The sequence below is a fragment of the Haloarcula sp. R1-2 genome (genome assembly GCF_011627385.1).
GTDB classification, from domain to species: Archaea; Halobacteriota; Halobacteria; order Halobacteriales; family Haloarculaceae; genus Haloarcula; species Haloarcula marismortui.
The window spans coordinates 202,231-224,189 of the sequence record NZ_JAANTG010000004.1 but is presented as its reverse complement, the minus strand read 5'-3'; the positions used below and the strand labels follow the sequence as shown (position 1 = coordinate 224,189).

Here is a 21,959-nt window from a genome sequence, read left to right as displayed (position 1 = left end):
ATTCGATTTTCGATAATTTTCAATTTATTCTATTATGTCTAACCAGGCTACTAACCCTGATTCTGGTATCCGTAACCACCGTGTCGAGTTCGTTCGAGAAGACAGCCCCGGCGTCGTCCCTGCTGATCCGTCGTGGAACCTCTTCTCGGATACCCTCGAGACTGCGCTGGTGACGGAAGCCGACGTACAGATTGAAGCCCAGCGCGGTGTTGGCGACTACGAGGTTCAGAACCACTTTGCAGGCCCTGAAGATCACTCGGCCTCGATCGAGTATCACCTGCAGAAGTTCTTCGTCGACGGTAGTGGGAACCCGAACGATGCGTCTGGCGATGCAATGGTTCGCGCAGCCAACGGTGGTGTGGCGAATACTCACACGATCGTTGATCGAGCCGAGCACGGTGGCACACGCACCTATACGGTTGCCAAGGGTGCGTACCCGAACCTGGACGAGCTTTCGGGTGATCCAGGTTCTGGCCTTCCGATCGCCGTCTCACTGGCCTACGAAGTCAAGTCTGCTCGAGCCTACACAGTTAAGCAGCCCTCGGGTGAGACGCTGACTGTATCCTCGACTGACTCGTCTGACTCCACGCAGACACTCACTATCGAGTCCGACGACGCGTCTACCACCGAAGAGGTTCCCCTCGACGGAACCACGTCTGTCACCACGACGGAGACGTTTGATTCTATCGACGCCCTCGAGCTCGATGCCGAAACCGTCGGCAACGTCGTGATCGAAGACGGTGGCGGGAATGAGCTCGCACGACTCAACGGTTCGGACGCTTACGATGTGGCCGGTGGCGATCTCGGAATCCCCGCCCTGGGTTCCGGCTCCCACGCCGGCTCCATTGGTTCAGACTACGAGCAGTTCATCGACGATCAGATTACAAAAGGTGGTGCCGACCTGGCTGCTGAGGTTCGCTCCGCATCCTTCAGCGTATCGAATAACTACGAGAAGGCAGGCGTCATGGGTAGCTCCGAACAGGCTATCCACGTTGGAACTCAGGATACTGAGTTCACCGCGACGGTGGCCGGTAACTTCTCGGGCCAGGAGAATCTGAACGATCACATCCAGACGAATGAATTCGATCTCGTCTGGAACTTCGACGGTGGCTCGGTTACCTTCCACGACGCTGTTCTGAGCTCACCTGGCGAAGTTGGGCCCAGTGCAGGTGATGTGATTTCGACGCAGGACTCGACGTTCGAGGCCAAGGGCATCTCCTTCACCTCCAACTAAGGACTAACGTCCTCCTTTCGACTGTCGGACGTCTTCGCCACGCGAAGACTTCCGTACCTGTGAATCCTCTATCTGAGGATACCCACGTCGCGCAGCTTTCACACTACAACCACCGTGTGAAACGCGGTTCGCTGAGACAACTTACGAGACTATTCTACTATGTCAGAGACTACCGACGAGATGAATATCGCAAAGCCCGACGACTTCTTCGTTACCCGTAACGAGGATGACGAACTACAGCCTGTAACCGAGCCTCTTCCAGGAGTCGAAGAATCGATTCGTGTGATTCCGATGACGATGGGTGATCTGAACGAATATGGTGGCTCCGAAGGACAGCTGAACCCTGCCGAGCTCTCGCCCGAAGACGTGGCCGAGATTCTCAACGAACACTGGTACGACGTTCGAGAGAGCGACGACTTCGACGTCACCACCGAGAAGGTTGAAGACGACATGATCGGGTTCGGGCGCGACGCCCTTGTGACTGCGATTCTACGAGCGTCCGGACATGATCTCCAAAACGCGTTGAACATGGAAAATCTCGAGATGCTGAACGAGATCGATGATCCGGGAAAGTTGAAGCAGCTGATGGATCTCGCCAACGAACAGGCCTGAGTGAGAAGGCCCTCTGGATCAAGCAGTTACACGACAATGGGTACCAGTTCGTCGGTGACACCAGCCTCTATTCGCTGACGATACCCGAGACTCGTGTCCTTCTGGAGGGTGCGAACGTTCAGAATAGAAAGAAGGCCGAGAATTCTGGCCAGACACGCGGAAGTGGCCCGCACAAGCGTGCTCCGGGTGAATCGAGAGAGTCGGACAAGGAGTGGGTTCAAGAATTGAATCAGCAGCAGTAGTGCGGTTCTGACGTTTTCTTACTTTTCATATATATGTCATTAACCCCAAGCGGAGATCAGGAACTCGCAGTCGAAATTACTGCGTCCGACGAAGGTGCCTCTGAGGCCTTCGACGGAGTAGCAGAGTCTGCAGGTGAAGTCAAGTCTGCGGTGGCGGGAGCAAGTGCTGTTCTGGCCGGAGCAGGTGTTGCTGCGCTTGGGAAGGCAGCCCAGGCTGCTGCTGATTTCGAACAGGCGATGGTAGAAGTCGAGAAGGTAACGGATCCGGAGACAGCCGAGCAGATGTCGGAGTCGATCCGTGAGATGGCGACGGAGATTCCGATGGCGCAGAACAAGCTGGCTGGCCTTGCAGCCGACGCAGGCCGATTCGGGATCGAGGGCCCGAAGAACATCGAGAACTTCACCCGTTCGGTTGCGAAGATGTCTGAGGCGACGAATCTCTCGGCCAACGAGGCTGGGGAATCACTCGCCAAGCTGTCGGAGCTAACGAATACACCGATTTCGGAAGTCGAGAACCTGGGTTCCGCGATCAACTCTCTCTCGAATAACTATGCGACGAGTTCCCAGGAGATCGTCGATTCGATGATGCGCTCGTCTGGTGCTCTCAGTCAGATGGGTATGAGTCAGACGGAGATTGCTGGCATGTCGGCTGCGATGAACGAAGTCAGTGAGTCCTCACGGCGGGCCGGGACTCGGATGCGTCGACTCAGTCAGGAGATGATGTCCCCAAAGAAGGTCGGGGATCTATCCAGTGCGCTCGGAATGACGCAGGCGGAATTCCAGACGATGCGGGAGGAGTCCCCGAACGAGCTCATGCTTCAGATGGCCGAAGCCATGAAGGAGGGAGGCGATCAGGCCAATGCTCTCAAAAACGCTCTGTCGACGACATCACGCCAGGCCCTGTCGGGAATGGCCCAGAACATCGACGGAACGAGGCAAGCCCTCGAGGACTCGAACAAGGCCTATGAGGAGGGAACATCGCTGCAGAAGGAGTTCGATGCATCTACGGACACGTTCAATGCCCAACTCAAGCTGCTGAAGAATCAGCTCCGAAACGTGGCCATCGTAATGGGGAATCAGATTCTCCCTGTCCTGACGGACGCCCTCGAGAAGGTGATGCCTCTCGTCAAGGACTTCGCTCACTTCAATAAGCAGCTGAATGGGATGCCAGCCGTTATTATTGCCCTGACGGCTGTTCTCGGTGGGCTCGCAGGTGTTATCGCGACATTGGGAGTCAGTATCACCGGGACGTTGCTCCCGATTATCGCCATCGTTGGAGCCGTAGCAGCTGCCGGGTACGCGCTCTACAAGGCCTGGAATACGAACTTCGCTGGCATTCGCGACGTCGTGATGAACACGTTCAAGATGATCAAGCAGACGTTCGCGAAGAACAGGAACGAGGCGAACTCGGTGATGCAGACGGTGTCTGCGATGCGAGCCAAGTTCCAGGTGGCACTCGACAAGGTTCTCGCTATCGTCAAATTCGTCGTCCAGAACTACACGATCCCACTTATCAAGCGACTCCGGAAGATCTGGAAACAGAATTTCTCGGACATTGCCTCTGAGACGTCGAAGACGATGGACTTCCTTCTGAAGTACATCACAGTGGTCGGGAACAAGATCAGCGCCTTCTGGAGCAAGTACGGCGACGAGATCATGACGATCACGAAGACGATTTTCGACTTCCTAATCCTCTATGTCGGAACCACGATGGATGCCATCTTCACCGCCATCAAGGTGGTTCTGGCACTGATCCGAGGCGACTGGAGTCAGGCGTTCACCTACATCAAGGAATTCGCTGAGAGGACGTTCAACAAGATTCTGACGTTTATGAAGACGTCCTTCCTGTCGGGGCTGAAGGCCGTCATGAGTCTGATCTGGAAGGCGATCAAGGCTCCCTTCGAACGCATCTACAACTTCCTAATTGGGAACTCAATCGTCCCGAAGACATTCAATGAGATTCTGGATTTCATGAAGACGTCCTTCCTGACGGGACTGAAAGTCGTCATGAGTCTGATCTGGAAGGCAGTGAAGGCTCCCTTCGAACGCATCTACAACTTCCTGATTGGAAATTCGATCGTCCCGAAGACGTTCAATCAGATTCTCAAATTCATCAGGACGAACTTCCTGACGGGTATCAAGAAGGTACTCAAGCGCGTCTTCCTCACCTACAAGAAGGCCTTCAATAAGGTGAAAGACGCCGTACTGGGTATCTTCGACACGCTGAAGCGTTCTGTCCTGAACACGATGGACACGCTGGGAGAAAGAATTCTGGGGAAGATCCGAAGTGTCGTCGAGGACTTCAAAGACATCTTCAATAACGCAATCCCGGACACGCTTTCGATCCCAGAAATTACGATCGGAGGCGGTGATGTTGATCTTCCATCGACGACGATTGCAGGAGAACGAATCGGTGGGGGCGATCTTGATATCCCGAGTGAAGATATCGGTGGCCAGTCACTCGATCTGCCTCAGCTGGCAGACGGTGGCATCGTTGACTCTGCGACGATCGCCCAGATTGGGGAGGCAGGACAGGAGGCTGTCGTCCCCCTCGACAGACTGAACTCGTACCTGGATACAGCCTACGAAGCGGGGACTGCGACAGCCACCGAGGCACCACTGTCGACGGGAACGAGCTCGGATTCGAGTTCGATGACGGCTCGCCTCCGTGTCGAGGGTGACGGTGTGCTCGCCGATATTATTCGAGAGAAGGCCGAGCTCGTGGTCGAGGAGAACGAGGCGGACAAGCAAAACAGACTCAATCGGCTCTAATCTATGACTGATGTAACTTGGACTATCGAGACTGCGGACTTTGGGAACCTAACGGCGTCGGGAGTCGAGGGTGACTCCCTCCCGTTGTTCCGTATCGGGGATGAGTTTTCTCTGACATTCTTTTTCGGACAGGAAATATCGAATCACGTTTCTCACTATAACGATCTTCGCGAGTTTGCTCGCTACGCAGGCGATTCGACGATCGACACTGGGGCTGACATTCGTGGCAAACCCTGGTATCGCGAGCGTATCCACCCATATAGCTCGTTCACCTCGACGCTGGTGAAACTCGTTCCGGGCTCCGACGTGGGCGACGTTGGAAGCTACTGGGCGGTTGTCACCGGAGGTGAGGATGGGACGAAGTTCGTCGGTGGAGGCGAACGACTGACGCTGTCGTGCTATATCCTGGCCGAGGCCTCTGAGTACAACACCCGTACTGACATCGAGAACGATCTGAAGGCGGAACTCTAAGGCTATGTATGAGCTTTCTATCGGTGGCGAGCGAAGTGATAGCGCTGCCATTGTCTACGACGAACTGACTGATCTGAATATCAGTGAGAACCCCACGTCTGTCGGGACATGGGACGCGTCGATTCCCTACACGAAGGGCCTTGATGACGAACTGATGACGTCCATCTACGTCTACTACGAGGGCGACGTCATCTTCAAAGGAATTCTGGAATCTATTGAATCCAGCTTCGATAGTTCGTCGACGAAACTCAGCGGTCGGGGAATACTCGTTGAGCTCGAGTACCAGGCCGACACGGCACCCTATTCGAACACGACTGTCTTCGATGCCCTCCAAGACTACTGGGCGAACTACACGAGCTTCGACGCCTCCGTGTTACCTCCAAACCGGGATTTGTTCGATGCCGAAGACGGCTCGAATGCTGATCTCAAACGGCGGTTCTCGTTCGACGGTGGCGCGGATGATCCTGTCACGTACTCTCACTACAATATCACGAACAGCCAGGTATACCCCGAACCCGTCAATTTCACCGAGGACGTCTCAACGTCGGCCTCGACGATTGCGACGGACGGGAGTGACACGTCTGATACGTCTTACTCGAAGGAGACGGCTGTTAGATTCGACGGCAGTGGTGGGACGTACCTGGACTACGATATGGACACGAACGCCAGGTATCATAACGACAACTACGCGTGGAACGTCCGACTCCAGTCGTCCAGTGTTTCGGACGCGACGCTCGACTTCTATATCGAAGGGACGCACGTTCGTACCTGGAGCCTCTCCTCGACGTCACTCTCCCACCAATGGGTTGACATCCTCAACGACAGCCGTCTGTCGGCGGTGAACAGTGCCCCGAGTCAACTCGACGAAGCCTCCGTTGTTCGGATCGAGGTGTCGGGGTTGGGATCCGGAGAGTGGATCGACATCGACGCTGAGACGCTTACAGACGAGACGTACGGCACGTACACCCTTCCGGGTTCAACCAATGCTGATGGCGTCTACACCGGGCCTGAGTGGTACCCAGACGATGTCCGCGTCGACGGTGAAACGGACGACGGGTATGGCCCCGACATTGTCCCATCGTCTGCCACCGATCGGTTCGGCGCTGTAATCACGACGGAGGAGAAACTTCCAGAATTCACCGTCGAGATGAAGAACAAGGACACAGGCGAGGTTGTGAGCCAGACACATACCCATGTCGGGGTGTCGAACGAGCACTACTTCGACTTCCAGTTCTCGGATGGGACGGGGACAGACTTCTCGATTCGACTCATATTCAATGGGGAATACCCCGACGTTCAAACTCAGTCTGGCGAGACGATCGGACACCACGTTTCGGTGGTTGAGATCTCCGCACCCGACGAGTCCAAATTCTCCACGATCGACGACGCCGAGTTCAATGGCACGAAGTTTGATATTCTGAAATCAATTCACGAACGGGGTACGTACCGATTCGCGCTCACGGACTACGAGAATGACGTCGTCGAGTCCTTCCCGCAGAACACGGTCGAGGAAGAACCCTTCTGGCGTATCAAGAAAGAGCAGCGGAAACTCGACTACACAGAGTACGCGAACAAAGTAACCGTTCAGGGGAAGACGAAGTCCGATGGGACGTACAACGAGGCAACTGTCTCGGATCAAGACGAGATCGACGTGCTGGATCGAACCGTCCACAAGTACGAAAAGAATCCTGAGATTGTGACACAGTCAGAGGTTGACTCTCGAGCCGATGTGCTGCTTCGAGAGAAGATCAATGAGAAGGATGAGTCCGGATCGATGGATGTCGTCCCAAAGCAGATTGATGTCGGCTACACGTATCCTGTGTCAACCTGGAGCGATGCCTTCCGGTACGGTGGCCGAATCGGGACGAACGCGTTGAACTTCCGAGGCTCCGACGGTGCGCCCGACTACGTCGAAGTCAACGCAGAGAATCCAGGGGTAGAGGTGGCTGACAGGTTCACCTTCGAGGTACTCATCTATCCCAGAAACCTGGATGAGATGGGAGCAAACGACTATGTCGGCATCATTGGCTCCGAGGATGACTCCAGTAATGCTGGGGACAACGATTTCATCCTGCTCTATGGCGACGGCAGCGTCGGCGTTGGATTTGGAACCCCCGAGGCCTCGGATCCATACCGAGCTCGTTCCAAACCCGAAGTCGTTGACAACGAAGAGACGCAGCGTCTCTCAGTCATATTCGGGGAGACGGGTGAGATTGATGTCTTCATCGATGGCCAACTCAAGGACGAGATGAATCCAGATGGGTACACGACTGTCGATCTTGAAGAATCGGTTGATCGGTACAACATCGGCGTCGACTCGGACAAGGCCAACCCATTCGATGGTGGGATCGACGATGTTCGCTTCTTCTACGAGGAACGAACGCCGTCCCAGATCGATCAGTATGCCTACGAAGATCTGGCAACGAGCACGACTGCCGATCTAAGCAATCTTCCGTACTACCTTCGCTTCGACGATCGGTCGGACACCACGAGCGCGATCGTCGACAGTGGAACACAGTACACCGTTGAAAGCGCACCCATCACTGGTGCCACCTACGAGGCCTCCTACGGACGTCTGGAGGAGATCCAGTACTCGCTCGGGACTGACGGCAATCTCTCGTTGAAGTTCGACATTTCGGGACGTGTCGACACCGAGCTCGTAAAGACGCGAAACGATGTGAAGAGTAACCGACGGAATCTGTAGAGCCTAACAGCAGCTTGGATTGAACTACAATTATTTAGATTGGTCGCACTTCTATGGAATTTCTATTTCCGCCTGCTATTTGGGCAGCGTTGATCACGATTGTGTTCGGCGCTATCTTTGCGCTTCTCGGGATCATCTACAACAGCCTGAGAGGTTCAATCCAAGCTACTGGTTCAGATCACGACGAGTTAGAGGAACGACTCTCCACCATGGAGAAACGAGTGAAGACGCTCTTCGCCTGGGCATTCGGTAACTCGAAGGATACGACAGACGAGGGCTTCGCGGGTGACATCCAGGGCAAGCTGTCGTCCCTGAACGATAAGATGGATGAGTTGGAGGAGAACGCCGACGTCCATCACGAGGAAGTCGTCGATAGGCTCGACGAGCTTATCCTACATCTGGACGACGAGGAGGCCTTGGAGTTCGAGCGAGACGATATCGAGTGAAATCGGTACGGAGTGTTTACCCCACACATTTGAACGTATTCTACTACGTGGGGTAAACGATGTAGGCCCGATGATCCTGCTCGTGGTCGGGTAGAACGAGGGTACCAATATTCTCTGATAGTCTCGGTGTTTGTCTCACACTGACGTGTTTCACACGAGGTGGGGGGTGGTACCCCGCCACTAATTATAGTCCGGTACTGTCGCAGCGTAGATTCGTTACCCGTTAGCTACGGCTTAGGGCGGAATTCGTGAGGGAAATTCTCCCCAATTTCATCGACAGTTATTCGGGCTTCCTCGATTCCGTCTACAAACATTAAGATATCGCCGTCATCGGTATGATGACTGAAGACTGCAGCATCTAACACTCTCTGGGAATCGTGTAGAATGATGTACTCGACTTCTTCCGTCGTTGAGTCCAGGAAGTCTCGGGCACATGCTGGTGAGCAGAATACATTCGAACTATTGATAGCGATTGCATCCATGTCCATTGGAAGTACCTCGTCGCAATCATCGTGATTACAGGTACCCCAACATTCGAGCTCTATGCCGTATGATTTGGTTTCGTTCTCCACAATATTTCATGGGTTGTGGTATTTAAATGAGCAACGCATATACTATGTTAACATATATCGTTATCTTTTCTAAATTCTTGTTACTCAAATTTCCAAACCATCGGATAGAAAACGAACGTATGGAAGCACCCTTTTTTACCTCACCTCCGTGTGAATGCGGATGCTGAGTGGACTCGCCTGACGTCTGCTACGTATCCAGTCAAACTGTCGGACGAGAAGTCATTGAGCTGAACAGCAGTCTGCCTCTTGTCTGAGAAAATTATTGGTTGGCACCAACGTTGGGTTTAATTACCACGCGCAATCAATCGCAGATACCACGCGACGGCAGCACCTGTGTGCAGCAACCTGGTCGAATCCCATATCAATGTTCCGAGAACTTAACGCCCAAACCCGAGGTATACCGACGCTACGTCGGCTATGCTCTCACTCGGAAATGGTAAGAAGTCTTATGGGTTGGGGCGGATTCGAACCGCCGACTTCCTCCGTGTGAAGGAGGTATCATAACCGAACTAGATCACCAACCCAGTGCACTCAATTCTATTCGAGCGCATCCCTTAAGAATTGCTTTCCGACTACGCTTCCTGCTCTTCCGTACCGCGGTACTCGCTGATCTTTTCGCGGGCGTCAGCGATTGCTTCCTCGGCTTCCCCCTCTGCTTTTCCCTGCAGTTCCTTCAGGTCGGCCTTGACGGCCTCCAGTCGGCTGGGTTCCGGCTCTACTTCCTTCCCAGTGAGTTCTCGGAACCGTTCCTCGACCGGTTCGAGTTCCTCTTTGACGCCCTTGGTTGCGGTTTTGCCGGCGCGCTTCAGGTAGTATCGTGCGTCTTCGAAGTGTTTGTTCATATCTGACCCTACGAGAAGGACGAATATATCTTTTGTGCCCGGAAAACAATGAGGAACTACGGGTAACCGAGGGACGACGAGCGGCCACGATGGTAAACGTGTCGCACGGGTACGAACTGTTTTGCGCCACCACCTGCAACGAGGAGATATGTTCACACGGGTGTCGATTCCGACGCCGTTTCAGGTCGGGCCAGTCAATGCATACATCGCGCGACGAACTATCGTCGATCCGGGCCCCGACAGCGAGGAAGCGTGGTCGCGTCTGGTCGAGGCGCTTGAAGCACGCGAGCTGTCGCCGGATGACATCGAGCAGGTACTTGTCACACACCCGCACCCGGACCATTTCGGCATGGCGAACCGGTTTGCCGAGCGAGGGGCGCGTGTCCTCGCCAGCGAACCGGGAGCAGAAATCATGGGCGATTTTGCGGCGCAACTGCACACTGAGCAGTCCTACTTCGCGGATTTCTTCGAGCGCTGCGGTGTCTCACGCGAGACTGCTGAAACTGTCACCCAGCTACCGGAAGCCTTCCTGCCCTACGCTCAGAGCGTCGACACCGACCGCGCGCTCGCGGCCGGTGATACCGTCACCGTCGACGATACAGAACTTACGGTCGACACCGTTCAGGGCCACTCTGCGGGCGAAATAATCTTCTCATATGACTTTCAGGGCCGCCGCGAAGCGGTTGTCGGCGACAACGTGCTGGGTGACATCACGCCCAATCCGTTCCTGCAGGTGCCCGACGAGAGGGGGACGCGCCCGAAGGTGTTACCGGCATTTAACGACTCGCTACGATGGCTCCGCGAGCAGGGTCACGACCGCTTTCTCACCGGCCACCGCGAGCCCGTCGAATCACCGCCGGAACGCATCGACGACATCCTCGCGGAACACGACCAGCGCACCGCGGAGGTCGCCGACATCGTCTCTGGCGGAGCGACGACGCCGAGCGACGTGATGACCGCGCTGTTCGGCGACCTCCCGGCCACAGAGTACTTCGCCGGGATGAGCGAGGCTGTCGGCCACTTGGACGTACTCGAAGTCACTGACCGTGTGGAAAAACGCGAGAGCGGCGGCGTCTTCGTGTACGAATCAGCGTAAGCCGCTGCCGCACTGAACGAACGGGAGAAACGGAACGGAAGTCGGTCCGTTACAGCAACTGCGCGGCCTGGAACGCGATTTCGGAGACGCGGTTGAACCCAGGAATGAGTAGCACCGTCACGATGGCGGCACCCACCACGGCGGTGTACAGCCCCATCGGGTACGACTCAATGGTCCGGCTGCCGGTCGGTTCCTCGATCCACATCGCCTTGACGACGCGAGAGTAGTAGAACAGGCTGAGCGCACTGTTGATGATGAGCGCGGCGGCCAGTGACCACGCGCCGACGTTGAGCGTCGCCGAGAACAGGTAGAACTTCGAGAAGAACCCGCCGCCGATCGGCAGGCCGGCGAGGCTGAACAGGAACACCGTCATCGCCGCGCAGGCGACCGGCGCTTCCTTGCCGAGGCCGTTGTAGTCCTCGAAGCGGCGGCCGACGCCCCAGTACTCGGCCAGCGCAATGAACAGGAACGCGCCCGTGTTCATGAAGCCGTAGACGAGCAGGTGAGACATCCCAGCGCTCAGGCTGAGACTCAGGCCCTCACCGGAACCAGACACGGCGGCGAGTCCGATGAGGACGTACCCGGCGTGACCGACGCTGGAGTAGGCCAGCATCCGCTTGACCGTCTCTTGGGTCGCGGCGGCGAAGTTCCCGATGAACATCGTCGCGATAGCGAGGATCTGGAACGCCATCACCCAGTTGATCGCCCCGCCAGCGGCGAGCAGGTCACCGATGGGGAACGCAACGGCGAACGCGCGGAACGCCAGCACGAAGCCGGCGGCCTTCGACGCCGAGGAGAGGAACGCCGAGATCGGCGCTGGTGCGCCCTCGTATGCCTCGGGGGCCCAGAAGTGGAACGGCACGGAGGCGGTCTTGAACGCGACGCCGCCGATAATCATCAGGATACCGACGCCGAGGATAGCCATCGGGACGGCAGGGTCACCGGACTGGGCCTGTATCGACCCCTCGGAGATGGTCTGGATCGTGCCACTGGAGATAGCGGTTGCGACGCCGTCAAACCGAAGCACGCCCGTTGCAGCGTACACCAGCGAGATGCCGTAGGCCAGCACCGCCGAAGACACCGCGCCGATGAGGAAGTACTTCAGTCCCGCCTCGACGCTGCCCTTGTTCTCCTTGAGGAAGGCGACGAGCGCGTAGGACGGTAGCGACACCAGCTCGAGTGCGACGAAGGCCGTTGCTAGGCTGTTGGCCGCACTGAGGAGGCTCATCCCAGTCGCGGACAGCAGGACCAGCGCGAAGAACTCGGCCTGGTAGCTGTGTTCGGTGATGTAGTCGTAGCTCGCGAGCACGACCAGGGTCGTGACGCTGCCGACGATGGCCATGAAGAACAGGGCCATCTGGTCGACGACGAGCTGGCTGTTGAACAGCGCGACGCCAGTGTTGTCTGCCATCCCAGTCCCGGCGGTGATGAACCACCCGGCGAACCCGAAGGAAAGCAGGGAGCCGAGCACCGAGATACCGGCCAGCAGTCCCGTGTTCGTTGAGTCCGGATCAATCGAGTCCGCTAGCAACAACACCAGAGAGGCGAGGGCCAGCGAGAGCGCTGGGGCGAGCGCCATCCAGTCAGGGAGTGCGACCATCTATGCACCACCTCCGATATCGAGAACCGGTGAAATCGAGTCCTGTATCATACCAAAGGAGAGGTCCGGCGCGACACCGAGTGCGATGACCAGCAGGAGCAACACGGCCAGCGGTGCGACATCGTGGAACGCGGCCGGGCTGACCTCGTAGTCTGTTTCCAGATTGAAACCACCAAACAGCGTGCGCTGCATGGCCCACAGCAGGTAGCCGGCCACGATGACGATGCCGAACATCGCCAGCGAGGTCAGCACCGGTGCAGCCCCACCGAGCGTCGGCGCGTTGAACGAGCCCTGGAAGATGAAGTACTCCCCGGCGAAGCCAGCCATCAGCGGCAGGCCCATGTATCCGAAGGCGGCGGCGACGAAGATGCCGACCGTCCAGGGCATACGGTCAGCGAGACCGGACATGTCGCCGACCATGCGCGTGTGCGTCGTGTTGTAGATGACACCGACAGACATGAACATCAGCCCCGAAATGAGGCCGTGGGCGATCATCTGGAAGGTCGCCCCGCCCATGCCGTAGGGCGTGAACGCGACTAGACCCAAGATGACGTAGCCCATCGACGAAATCGACGAGTAGGCGACGATGCGCTTGAGGTCGCGCTGTGCCAGCGCGAGCATCGCGCCGTAGATGACGCTGACAACGCCGATAATCGCCAGCGGAACCGCGAGCTGGCGCGCCGTGTCAGCGAGCATCGTGAAGTTGAACCGCAGCAGCGCGTAGGTCCCCATCTTCAGCAGGACACCGGCCAGCATGACCGACACCGGCGTCGGGGCCTCCACGTGAGCGTCGGGCAGCCACGTGTGCAGCGGGAATACGGGCACCTTCACCGCGAACCCGAAGAACATCAGGATAAAGGAGATGGTCATCAGGTTCACGCCGGCGATGGTCGGCAGCCCGCTCGCGGTGCGGAACGCCTCGGCCATCGCGGGCAGGGACAGCGACGTGAGGTCGGTGCTGAACACGAGCGCGAACAGGCCCGCGAACATGACCAGCGACGCCACGTTCGTGTAGACGAAGAACTTGATCGCGGCGTACTTCCGGCGCGGGCCGCCCCAGACACCGATGAGCAGGTACATCGGGATGAGGACGCCCTCCCAGAAGACGAACCAGAGGAAGAAATCGAGCGCGGAGAACACGCCGATGAGGCTCACTTCCATGAACAGCATCAGTCCGTAGAACTGGGACTGGCGCTCGTCGATTGGCGTCCACGCGGACACGATGGCAAGCGTCGTCAGTACTGTCGTCAGCGCGAGCAGCGGCATACTGATGCCGTCAAGGCCGACGTAGTACGACACTTCCAGTTCACCCAGCGTGATCCACGGGATCTGCTGGCCGAACGCGATATCGGCGGGCGACAGCAGCGCGTTGCCCGTGCCGCCGTACTGCGTGAGGTACACCCAGTACATGTAGATGCTGCCAAGTGCCGGCACCGCACTGACGGCTGCGGCGAGCTTTCCGGCGTACCGGTCAGGCGAGAGGAACACGAGGCCGGTTCCCAGCAGGGTCACGATCAGCAGTGCAGCGACCCACATCTAGAACCACCCTCCCATGATGCCGAAGGCAGCAAGCAAGAGCACGAGTCCAAGCGTCAGCAGCGTCGCGTAGTTGCTGACGACGCCGGACTGGATGCGTCGGATGCGGCTGCCGCCGAACAGGCTCACGCTGGAGATGCCGTTGACGACACCGTCGACGACACCCTGGTCGAACTTGTTCATCACACGGGCGAGCGGGTAGGTGACACCCGTCGCGAGCCACACCTGATATTCGTCCTGATAGTAGTTGTGCATAAGTAGCGTCTTCAGACCGCCAAGCTTGTCGGTATGCTCGACCGGGTCGGCACCGGCATAGAGGCTCCGGGCGACGAACACACCGGCGAGTGCCAGTCCGAGTGAGAGAGCCGCTGAAGCCAGCAGCGTCCCGGTTTCACCACCCAGCGGATACGCTGGGTCGACGTGGGGCACATTGTGGAGCAGCTCCTCGTAGTGGTGCAGGTCTGTCGAAAGGAGCGCCGGCCAGCCGCCCTCCTCCGGCCCGGTCAGCCATTTGTGGAGGAAGTCGATCTCCGCGCCGGTGAGCTTCTTGACCGGGGCCATGTTGATGAACCCGATGGTCGTTGCGAGGATGCCAAGCACCGTCAGCGGGCCCTTGACGTTCCAGCGGACGGGCTCGGGGTCACGCGCGGTGTCCGAGCGGGCGTCACCGTGGAAGGTCAGGTACACCATCCGGAAGGTGTAGAAGCCGGTGAAGAACACGGCCAGCAGTCCCATCGCGTACGCGACGAGATAGGCCGTGCCGAGACCGCCCTCAGTACCGAAGCCGTGGATGAGTGCCTCGTACAGCACCTCGTCCTTGGACCAGAAGCCGGCGAAGGGAACGATGCCGGCCAGTGCGAGCGAGCCGGCGAGGAACGTCCAGTAGGTCACCGGCATCCGGTCTTTCAGACCGCCCATGTCCCACATATTCTCGTTGTGGTGCATGGCGATGATGACCGACCCTGCGCCGAGGAAGAGCAGCGCTTTGAACACGGCGTGGGTGGTCAGGTGGAAGACGGCGGCGATGTAGCCACCCGAGCCCAGCGCGAGCATCATGTACCCGTACTGGGAGATGGTGGAGTACGCGAGCACTTGCTTGATTTCCTGTTTGACCAGGCCCATCGTTGCCGCAAACAGTGCGGTGAAGCCGCCGATAAGGGCGATGACGGCCAGTGCCGTCGGCGAAAGCGCGTAGAAGCCGTACATACGCGCGACGAGGTACACACCAGCTGCGACCATCGTCGCTGCGTGAATCAGGGCCGAGACCGGCGTCGGACCTTCCATGGCGTCGGGCAGCCACGTGTGCAGCGGGAACTGCGCGGACTTGCCGACGACGCCGCCAAGCACGAGGAGGCCGAGCACGGTGAACCAGGCCTGTGGGCCCATGCCGACCGTCTCCAGCATCGCGATACCCTCAAGCTCGCCGTCGACGATGGCGTGTTCGGCAAGCATCGGGAAGCTCTCGGCGACCACTTCGCCGCCCTGCGTAATGGGGGCGAAGAGACCGGTCCCGAAGGTGGCGAAGATGCCGACGACGCCGATAAGGAAGAAGTAGTCACCGAATCGGGTGACCAGGAACGCCTTCTTCGCGGCGCTCGGCGGGCCGTCGTCGCGGAACCAGAAGCCGATGAGCAGGTACGAACACAGGCCCACCAGCTCGAAGAACATGAACGCCATCAGGAGGTTGTTGGCGACGACGAACCCGAGCATGCTCGCCGTGAACAGGCCGAGCCCGGCGTAATAGCGCGGGAGGCCACTCTCGCCCTCGTCGTTCATGTATCCAAGCGAGAAGATGTGGACGAGGAACGAGATGAGACAGACGATAAGCAGCATGAGCGCCGACAGCGGGTCAAGTAGCAGGCCGAAGTTCAGCCGGAGTGACTCGACGCTTGCGGTCCACGTGTACAGTATCTCGTTGTGGACCTCACCGCCGGCCACCGTTAGCGCGACCCAGATCGACAGCAGGAGCGACCCACCCGTCGCGGTAATGCCTGCGAGCGCACCGCCTTTCGGCATGCGGTCGCCGGCAAACAGCGCGACGAGGAACGATACGAACGGCAGCAGGACAATCGCCGGAGCGTATGTGAATGCAGCCATCTGTTACCACCTCATCGTCGTCGCCTTCGTCACGTCCACGTCTGTGAAGTTGCGGTACAGGACCAGGACGATACCAATCCCGATGGCGACCTCTGCAGCGGCGAGTGCCATCGTGAACAGGCTGAACACCTGGCCGGTGAGGTTCCCGTGTTGCAGCGAGAACGCGACGAGGTTGATGTTCGCAGCGTTCAACATCAGCTCGACGGACATCAGGAAGATGAGCGCGTTCCGTCGCGTGAGGATGCCGAACAGGCCGATACAGAATATGGCCGCCGACAGGAGGAGATACGTCTCAGCCGGAATCACGAGTCGTCACCTCCCGGGCCACCGTCAGCGGCAACGGCCATGTCGTCGTCGTCCGTGGTTTCGACGCCGAGCGTTACCGATTCGCCGGCAACTTCGCGTCGGGCAAGCATGACGGCCCCGACGAGCGCGGCCACCAGCACGATGTCGATGATCTCGAAGGCGACGAGGAACCCTTCACCGGGAACGGCCGTCTCACCCTCGCCCATAATCGCGCTCGGGGCGATATCGAACAGCGCCGCGCCGAGGCTCTTGGTTATCGCCGCTCCCTCGCCAAAGCCCGCTGGTGCGGGAAACGAGACGCCCATGAACACTGCACCGAGAACGACGAACAGGGCGATTGCGGCCAGTCCAGCGACGAAACTCCCCTCCGTCTGTAGTTCGGGTTTTGTGGTCATGGTGTCACCTCGATCACCGACTCGTCCTCGCGGGTCAGCATCACCGCGAAGGTGATGAGAATGAGGACGCCGCCGACATACACCAGGATCTGCATCGTTGCGACGAACGCCGCCTGGTTCATGACGTAAAACACTGCGACGCTGATAAGGGACACGCCCAGTAACAGCGCCGAGTGCCAGACGTCCCGGACTAACACGACGCCCGCAGCGCTGCCCACCGTTACGATAGCGAACAGCGCGAACGCAATTGACTCTGCCAGTGCCATCTTACTTGGAGACTCTTTGCGGCGTCCCTTTGAAGATTCCTCTTTCGTCTCGCCAGTAGAGCCACTGTTTGCCGGGATAACCCCCCAGATTTCGGGGCACTCCCGCCTTGCTGGCGAAAAAGTGTAAGAAAATCCTCATTCACGGTGGCGCATACCGTTACTCCATCCCGACTCGACACTGTAAATCTGGCCTCTCAACGGCTGTGGCCATTCCGAAGAGGCCGGTGCTAGGCAGAATGGCGCAGTCGCTTCGGGTGTATTGATAGAAACCCGCTGAAAGTCCGTCGAAGAATTACTGGTAGTCAACTTCGCCGTCGCCCTCGCCGATCCACGCGCCCCGGTCAGGTTCGCGGGACTCCAGTGGGTCGATATCCTTGTACCACGGCACGTTCTTGAGCTGTTCCTTGTCGTAGGCGAACTCGTCTTTCGTGTCCGCGGTGAACTCGAAGTTCTGGGTCAGCAGGATCGCGTCGGTTGGGCAGACTTCCTCGCACAGTCGGCAGTAGATACACTGGCCGATGTGGAGGTTGTACTGCTCGCCGTTGCGCTGCTCGTCCATCACGATCTGGATGGTGTTGTTCGGGCAGACGTTTTCACACTGCCGGCACCAGATACACCGCTCCTGGCTCCACTTGTGGACGCCGCGGAAGCGGGGACTCACCTCAGGGGCGACATCCGGGTATTCCACCGTGAACGTCTCCCCGTCGAGGGCGTGTTTCATCGTCGTCGCCATTGATTTCAGGATTCCAATCATGACAGGTCTCCTCCGGTCGCTCGTGGGTCGGTTCGCGTGGCCGTCATTGGACGGTCACCCCGACGATAACCGCGGTCAGCAGCAGGTTCGCCAGCGAGAGCACCAGCATTCCCTTCCAGCCGATTTCGATGAGCTGGTCGATCCGGACACGCGGGACCGCCGAGCGGGCCCACTGCGTGAACAGGAAGACGCCCCAGATCTTAATGAGGAACCAGACGATGCCCGGTAGGACCGGACCGGCCGGTCCACCGAGGAAAATCGTGGCGATGATCGCCCCACCGAGGAAGATGTGGATGAACTCCCCGAGGTAAATCAGGACGAAGTACACCGAGGAGTACTCGGTCTGGTAGCCAGCGACAATCTCGGTCGGTGCCTCCGGGATGTCGAACGGATTCCGGCCGACCTCCGCGAGGTTTGCGATCATGAACAGCACGAACGCGAAGGGGTTCACGAACGCATACCACGACGGCAGCGGGCCGATCAGCGACTGCTGCTGTGCGGCGACGATCTCGCTCATCTGGAGCGAGCCGGCGAAGATAACCACCGACGCGCCGGTCAGGATGAGCGGGATCTCGTAGGCGAGGTTCTGCGCGACGGCGCGCAGCCCGCCAAGGAATGAGTACTTGTTGTTCGATGCGTAGCCGGCCATCACGAGGCCAATCGACGTGGTCGAGGCCACGGCGAACACGTACGCCAGTCCGACCTCGGGGTCGGCGAGATGGATGCCGTTCCCCATCGGAATCACAGCAAAACCAAGCAGCGCGGTACTGGCGATAATCAGCGGCGCGAGGTCCCACGCCGGTCGGTCGACGCCTTCGGGAACGATGAGTTCTTTCGACAGCAGGCGAACGGCGTCAGCCACGATAATGAACAGCCCGTACGGGCCGATACGGTCGACGGCGATACGGTCGGTGAACGCGGCCGTAATCTTTCGCTTTGCCCACGGACCGGCAAGCGCCGTGTTCGTCATCATGAGCGTCCCGATGAGACCAGCCCCAACGAGACTCAACAGGATCATCACGGCCGTGCTGTTGGGATCAAGCCCAAGCAGGTTCGCGAGCGTTTCCGGTAACGGCGCCGACTGCATTACCGGTCCACCTCCCCGAGGACAATGTCGAGGCTCCCGAGCGAGGCGATCATGTCAGGGATGTACTCGCCCTGAGACATCTCCGGCAGCGTCTGCAGGTTCGAGAAGCACGGGCTGCGGATCTTGAACCGGGCCGGCTTGTCCGTCCCATCCGAGCGGATGTAGATGCCGAGTTCGCCCTTCGCGCCCTCGACGGAGCGGTAGATCTCCTTGTCAGGGTCCGGGCGGAGCGTCCGCGGGACGTTGGCCTGAATCTCGCGGTCGTCTTCCGGCCACTGCTCCAGCAGGTCGACACATTGCTCGATGATGCGGGCGGACTCCTCGACCTCACGAAGGCGGACGAGAACGCGACTGAAGTTGTCGCCGCCCTGCTCGGTGACGACGTTCCAGTCGAGTTCGTCGTAGTAGCCGTATGGGTCGTCCCGCCGGATATCGTAGTCGACGCCCGAGCCGCGTGCCACGGGACCGGTCGCGCCGTACTGCTTGACCTGCTCCGGGGAGAGGACGCCGGTGTCGACACACCGCATCTGGAAGATCTCGTTACCGGTGACGAGGTCGTGGATCTCTTCGAGCTTGTGCGGGAGGTCATCGAGGAAGTCACGGATCTTCTCGAAGTACTCCTCGCGGGGCTCGGGCAGGTCCCAGGCAACGCCACCCAGCCGGAGGTAGTTGAACATCAGCCGCTGGCCGGTCAGGTCTTCCAGCAGGTTCTGGACGATTTCGCGGTCGCGGATGCCGTACTGGAAGACAGCGGTGAAGTCGCCGAACACGTCCAGCGCAAACGTCGCCAGCGCGAGTTCGTGCGAGGCGATCCGGCACATCTCCGCCGACATCGTCCGGATGACCTGCGCGTACTCGGGAACGTCGATGTCCGCGAGGTCCTCGGCTGCGCGCGCGTACGCCCATTCGTTGAGGATCCCAGCAGAAATGTAGTCCCACCGGTCCGGGTACGGCATGATCTGGTGGCGGTAGGTGCCCTGCTGGCACATCTGCTCCTCACAGCGGTGCAGGTAGCCGATATCGGGTTCGAGGTCGGCGATCTGCTCGCCGTCAAGCACCGTCTCGACGTGGAGCACGCCGTGGGTCGCCGGGTGGTGCGGACCGATATTGACGAACATCGTGTCCGGGTCGTCCTCGCTGCGTTTGTCGTCTTTCAGTGGGTTCGCGTGCTCGCGCAGTGAGACGATCTGTGGCTGGTCCTGATTGTAGTCCTGGCTCAGGGGGTGGCCCTGCCAGGTCTCGGGCAGCAGGATGCGCCGGAGGTCCGGGTGGTCGTCGTAGTCGATACCGACCAAGTCGTAGGCCTCCCGCTCGTGCCAGTCTGCGGTGTCGTAAACGCGAGCGGCCGACTCGTTGTGCGGGTCGTCTTTCGGCGAGGGGACGACAATCGACAGCTCCTGTGTCGGGTCGTTGTACTTCCGCAGGTGGTAGATGGATTCGTACCGGTCGTCGTACTCCTGTGCCGTGACACAGGCGCAGTGGTCGAACCCAGCTTCCTCTTTCAGCGTCGAGAGGACTTCCTGAACCTCATCGGGACGGATGACGAACCCTTCAGCGTTGACGTGTTCCTCACGGTCGAGGACGTGGCCACCGAGCAGGTCCGCGAGCGCGTCGTAATCAAGGCCGTCCTCCGTAACGCCGACATCGAGCGCCGTATCGCGTGATGGTTTTTCTAAACTCATGGCAAGTTAGGGAGAGTCGTTCCAGTTGTACCGCATAACGAGGTCTTCCTCGTCGATTTCGCTGGCGAGTTTGTCCACGAGCTCGTCCTGTTCGAGGTCGCCGAACTGCTCCAGTTCGTAGGGTTTGACCGTCACCGGCGAGGACTCGCCCTCGGCGATGCGCTCTTGGAGCTTGGCAACGCCGTAGATGAGTGCCTCGGGGCGTGGCGGACAGCCCGGGACGTGGATGTCGACCGGGATGACCTCCTCAGCGCCCTTGATGACGTTGTACCCTTCCTGGAACGGACCGCCGGAAATGGTACAGGATCCCATCGAGACGACGAACTTCGGCTCGGGCATCTGGTCGTAGACGCGCTTCATCCGCGGCGCGAACTTCGAGACGATGGTCCCCGGAACGATGATAACGTCCGCCTGGCGTGGGGATGCGCGTGGCACCCCTGAACCGAAGCGGTCGAGGTCGTGTTTGATCGCGTAGGTGTGGATCATCTCGATGCTACAGCAGGCGATCCCGAACTGCAGCATGAACATCGAGGAGCCCCGGACCCAGTTCATGAACTTGTCGAACTTGGTCAGGATGAACGGCGTCGACCCGAACGCCTCGCGTAGCGTCGAGTTAAAGCGGTCGTCAGCCCCGTCACCCATGCGGGCCTCCTGTGTCGATACGTCTTCGACGGCCGGTGGTGTTTGGTCACTACTCATATGTGTCTGCCCCCTTCGTGGCGCGCGGACTGCGCACCCACTGAACTGCGCCGTTACGCCAGGCCCAACCGAGTCCGATGGCGAGAATCGTGATGAATACGACCATCGGTAGCAGTGCCGTGGTCATCCCGAGCTCAGCGGCGGCGTCGCTGTAGATGACCGTCCACGGGAAGATGAAGACGGTCTCGATGTCGAAGACGACGAACAGCAGCGCGACCATGTAGTACTGGATATTAAACTTGATCTGTCGACTGCTGCCAGTCGGCACTTCACCGGACTCGTAGGTGGTGCGTTTGCCTTGTTCCGGCACGCTGGGCCGCAAGAGGCTCGAAACTGCCATCATCGTTAGTGGGATGGCTAGCGCCACGACCGCGAGCGCGCCGATGGCGATCCATGGATTACTCATTCCGGTATCTCCTATCGTCTCTCGGTTAGAAGTACTCGCATATAAGGGTTCATTGTTCGGTTTTTCGGCCTTGCGGGTCTTTAAGAACCGACACGCTCTCGGATGGAAAGTGACCTGCATCGGCCACACCCCCCAGGGTA

Annotated in this window: 20 protein-coding genes and 1 tRNA gene; 7 read left to right on the top strand and 14 right to left on the bottom strand. The window is 58.8% G+C overall.

Translation table 11 applies throughout. The features are described 5' to 3' along the window. The first annotated feature begins 34 nt into the window (after positions 1 to 34). From G9C82_RS17250 to G9C82_RS17225, 6 genes are all read left to right on the top strand, one after another. Positions 35 to 1,234 carry a hypothetical protein gene (locus G9C82_RS17250; protein WP_127014777.1) on the top strand — a complete coding sequence of 400 codons (1,200 nt, stop codon included), beginning with the start codon at positions 35 to 37 and terminating at the stop codon, positions 1,232 to 1,234. A 159-nt stretch (positions 1,235 to 1,393) separates the two neighbouring features. Then, positions 1,394 to 1,846: a hypothetical protein gene (locus G9C82_RS17245; RefSeq protein ID WP_127014776.1), complete on the top strand. Its 453-nt coding sequence runs from the start codon at positions 1,394 to 1,396 to the stop codon at positions 1,844 to 1,846. 275 nt (positions 1,847 to 2,121) lie between these two features. Then, entirely contained in the window at positions 2,122 to 4,860 is a 2,739-nt protein-coding gene (locus G9C82_RS17240) for a phage tail tape measure protein (protein WP_127014775.1), read from the top strand. A 3-nt stretch (positions 4,861 to 4,863) separates the two neighbouring features. Beyond that, positions 4,864 to 5,331 carry a hypothetical protein gene (locus tag G9C82_RS17235; RefSeq protein ID WP_127014774.1) on the top strand — a complete coding sequence of 156 codons (468 nt, stop codon included), beginning with the start codon at positions 4,864 to 4,866 and terminating at the stop codon, positions 5,329 to 5,331. A 4-nt stretch (positions 5,332 to 5,335) separates the two neighbouring features. Next, positions 5,336 to 8,035 (top strand): LamG-like jellyroll fold domain-containing protein, encoded by a 2,700-nt coding sequence (locus G9C82_RS17230; RefSeq protein WP_127014773.1) that lies wholly within the window; start codon positions 5,336 to 5,338, stop codon positions 8,033 to 8,035. 209 nt (positions 8,036 to 8,244) lie between these two features. Further along, positions 8,245 to 8,481: a hypothetical protein gene (locus tag G9C82_RS17225; protein ID WP_127014772.1), complete on the top strand. Its 237-nt coding sequence runs from the start codon at positions 8,245 to 8,247 to the stop codon at positions 8,479 to 8,481. 227 nt (positions 8,482 to 8,708) lie between these two features. On the opposite strand, the gene G9C82_RS17220 is transcribed toward G9C82_RS17225, so the two are convergent. The 3 genes from G9C82_RS17220 to G9C82_RS17210 form a co-directional block, all read right to left on the bottom strand. After that, a complete protein-coding gene (locus tag G9C82_RS17220) occupies positions 8,709 to 9,053 on the bottom strand; it encodes a hypothetical protein (RefSeq protein WP_127014771.1) in 345 nt (114 codons plus the stop codon). 449 nt (positions 9,054 to 9,502) lie between these two features. Further along, positions 9,503 to 9,577: transfer RNA gene (locus G9C82_RS17215), tRNA-Val, on the bottom strand. A gap of 48 nt (positions 9,578 to 9,625) precedes the next feature. Next, positions 9,626 to 9,895: a hypothetical protein gene (locus G9C82_RS17210; RefSeq protein WP_004957121.1), complete on the bottom strand. Its 270-nt coding sequence runs from the start codon at positions 9,893 to 9,895 to the stop codon at positions 9,626 to 9,628. Between the two features lie 148 nt (positions 9,896 to 10,043). On the opposite strand from G9C82_RS17210, the gene G9C82_RS17205 reads away from it, so the two are divergent. After that, positions 10,044 to 10,991: an MBL fold metallo-hydrolase gene (locus G9C82_RS17205; RefSeq protein ID WP_007190796.1), complete on the top strand. Its 948-nt coding sequence runs from the start codon at positions 10,044 to 10,046 to the stop codon at positions 10,989 to 10,991. Between the two features lie 49 nt (positions 10,992 to 11,040). On the opposite strand, the gene G9C82_RS17200 is transcribed toward G9C82_RS17205, so the two are convergent. The 11 genes from G9C82_RS17200 to G9C82_RS17150 all read right to left on the bottom strand — a co-directional run bounded on the left by G9C82_RS17200 (position 11,041) and on the right by G9C82_RS17150 (position 21,819). Next, positions 11,041 to 12,591 (bottom strand): NADH-quinone oxidoreductase subunit N, encoded by a 1,551-nt coding sequence (locus G9C82_RS17200; RefSeq protein WP_127014770.1) that lies wholly within the window; start codon positions 12,589 to 12,591, stop codon positions 11,041 to 11,043. Then, positions 12,592 to 14,127, bottom strand: a complete 1,536-nt coding sequence (locus tag G9C82_RS17195) for a NuoM family protein (RefSeq protein ID WP_004957115.1) — start codon at positions 14,125 to 14,127, stop codon at positions 12,592 to 12,594. Then, a complete protein-coding gene (nuoL, locus tag G9C82_RS17190; protein WP_127014769.1) occupies positions 14,128 to 16,224 on the bottom strand; it encodes an NADH-quinone oxidoreductase subunit L in 2,097 nt (698 codons plus the stop codon). A gap of 3 nt (positions 16,225 to 16,227) precedes the next feature. Next, complete coding sequence (gene nuoK / locus G9C82_RS17185) at positions 16,228 to 16,530, bottom strand: NADH-quinone oxidoreductase subunit NuoK (protein ID WP_004591676.1); 303 nt, start codon at positions 16,528 to 16,530, stop codon at positions 16,228 to 16,230. Continuing rightward, positions 16,527 to 16,925: a hypothetical protein gene (locus tag G9C82_RS17180; RefSeq protein WP_004957109.1), complete on the bottom strand. Its 399-nt coding sequence runs from the start codon at positions 16,923 to 16,925 to the stop codon at positions 16,527 to 16,529. The genes nuoK and G9C82_RS17180 overlap by 4 nt, the downstream gene beginning before the upstream one ends. Then, positions 16,922 to 17,191 (bottom strand): NADH-quinone oxidoreductase subunit J, encoded by a 270-nt coding sequence (locus G9C82_RS17175; RefSeq protein WP_004518193.1) that lies wholly within the window; start codon positions 17,189 to 17,191, stop codon positions 16,922 to 16,924. The genes G9C82_RS17180 and G9C82_RS17175 overlap by 4 nt, the downstream gene beginning before the upstream one ends. Before the next feature lie 292 nt (positions 17,192 to 17,483). Further along, positions 17,484 to 17,945: an NADH-quinone oxidoreductase subunit I gene (locus tag G9C82_RS17170; RefSeq protein ID WP_004518194.1), complete on the bottom strand. Its 462-nt coding sequence runs from the start codon at positions 17,943 to 17,945 to the stop codon at positions 17,484 to 17,486. A gap of 43 nt (positions 17,946 to 17,988) precedes the next feature. Beyond that, positions 17,989 to 19,032, bottom strand: a complete 1,044-nt coding sequence (locus G9C82_RS17165) for a complex I subunit 1 family protein (RefSeq protein ID WP_004957106.1) — start codon at positions 19,030 to 19,032, stop codon at positions 17,989 to 17,991. Next, complete coding sequence (locus tag G9C82_RS17160; protein ID WP_004957103.1) at positions 19,032 to 20,714, bottom strand: NADH-quinone oxidoreductase subunit D; 1,683 nt, start codon at positions 20,712 to 20,714, stop codon at positions 19,032 to 19,034. The genes G9C82_RS17165 and G9C82_RS17160 overlap by 1 nt, the downstream gene beginning before the upstream one ends. A gap of 6 nt (positions 20,715 to 20,720) precedes the next feature. Beyond that, positions 20,721 to 21,413: an NADH-quinone oxidoreductase subunit B gene (locus tag G9C82_RS17155; protein WP_004957101.1), complete on the bottom strand. Its 693-nt coding sequence runs from the start codon at positions 21,411 to 21,413 to the stop codon at positions 20,721 to 20,723. Beyond that, positions 21,406 to 21,819 (bottom strand): NADH-quinone oxidoreductase subunit A, encoded by a 414-nt coding sequence (locus G9C82_RS17150; RefSeq protein WP_004957100.1) that lies wholly within the window; start codon positions 21,817 to 21,819, stop codon positions 21,406 to 21,408. The genes G9C82_RS17155 and G9C82_RS17150 overlap by 8 nt, the downstream gene beginning before the upstream one ends. Positions 21,820 to 21,959 lie beyond the last annotated feature (140 nt).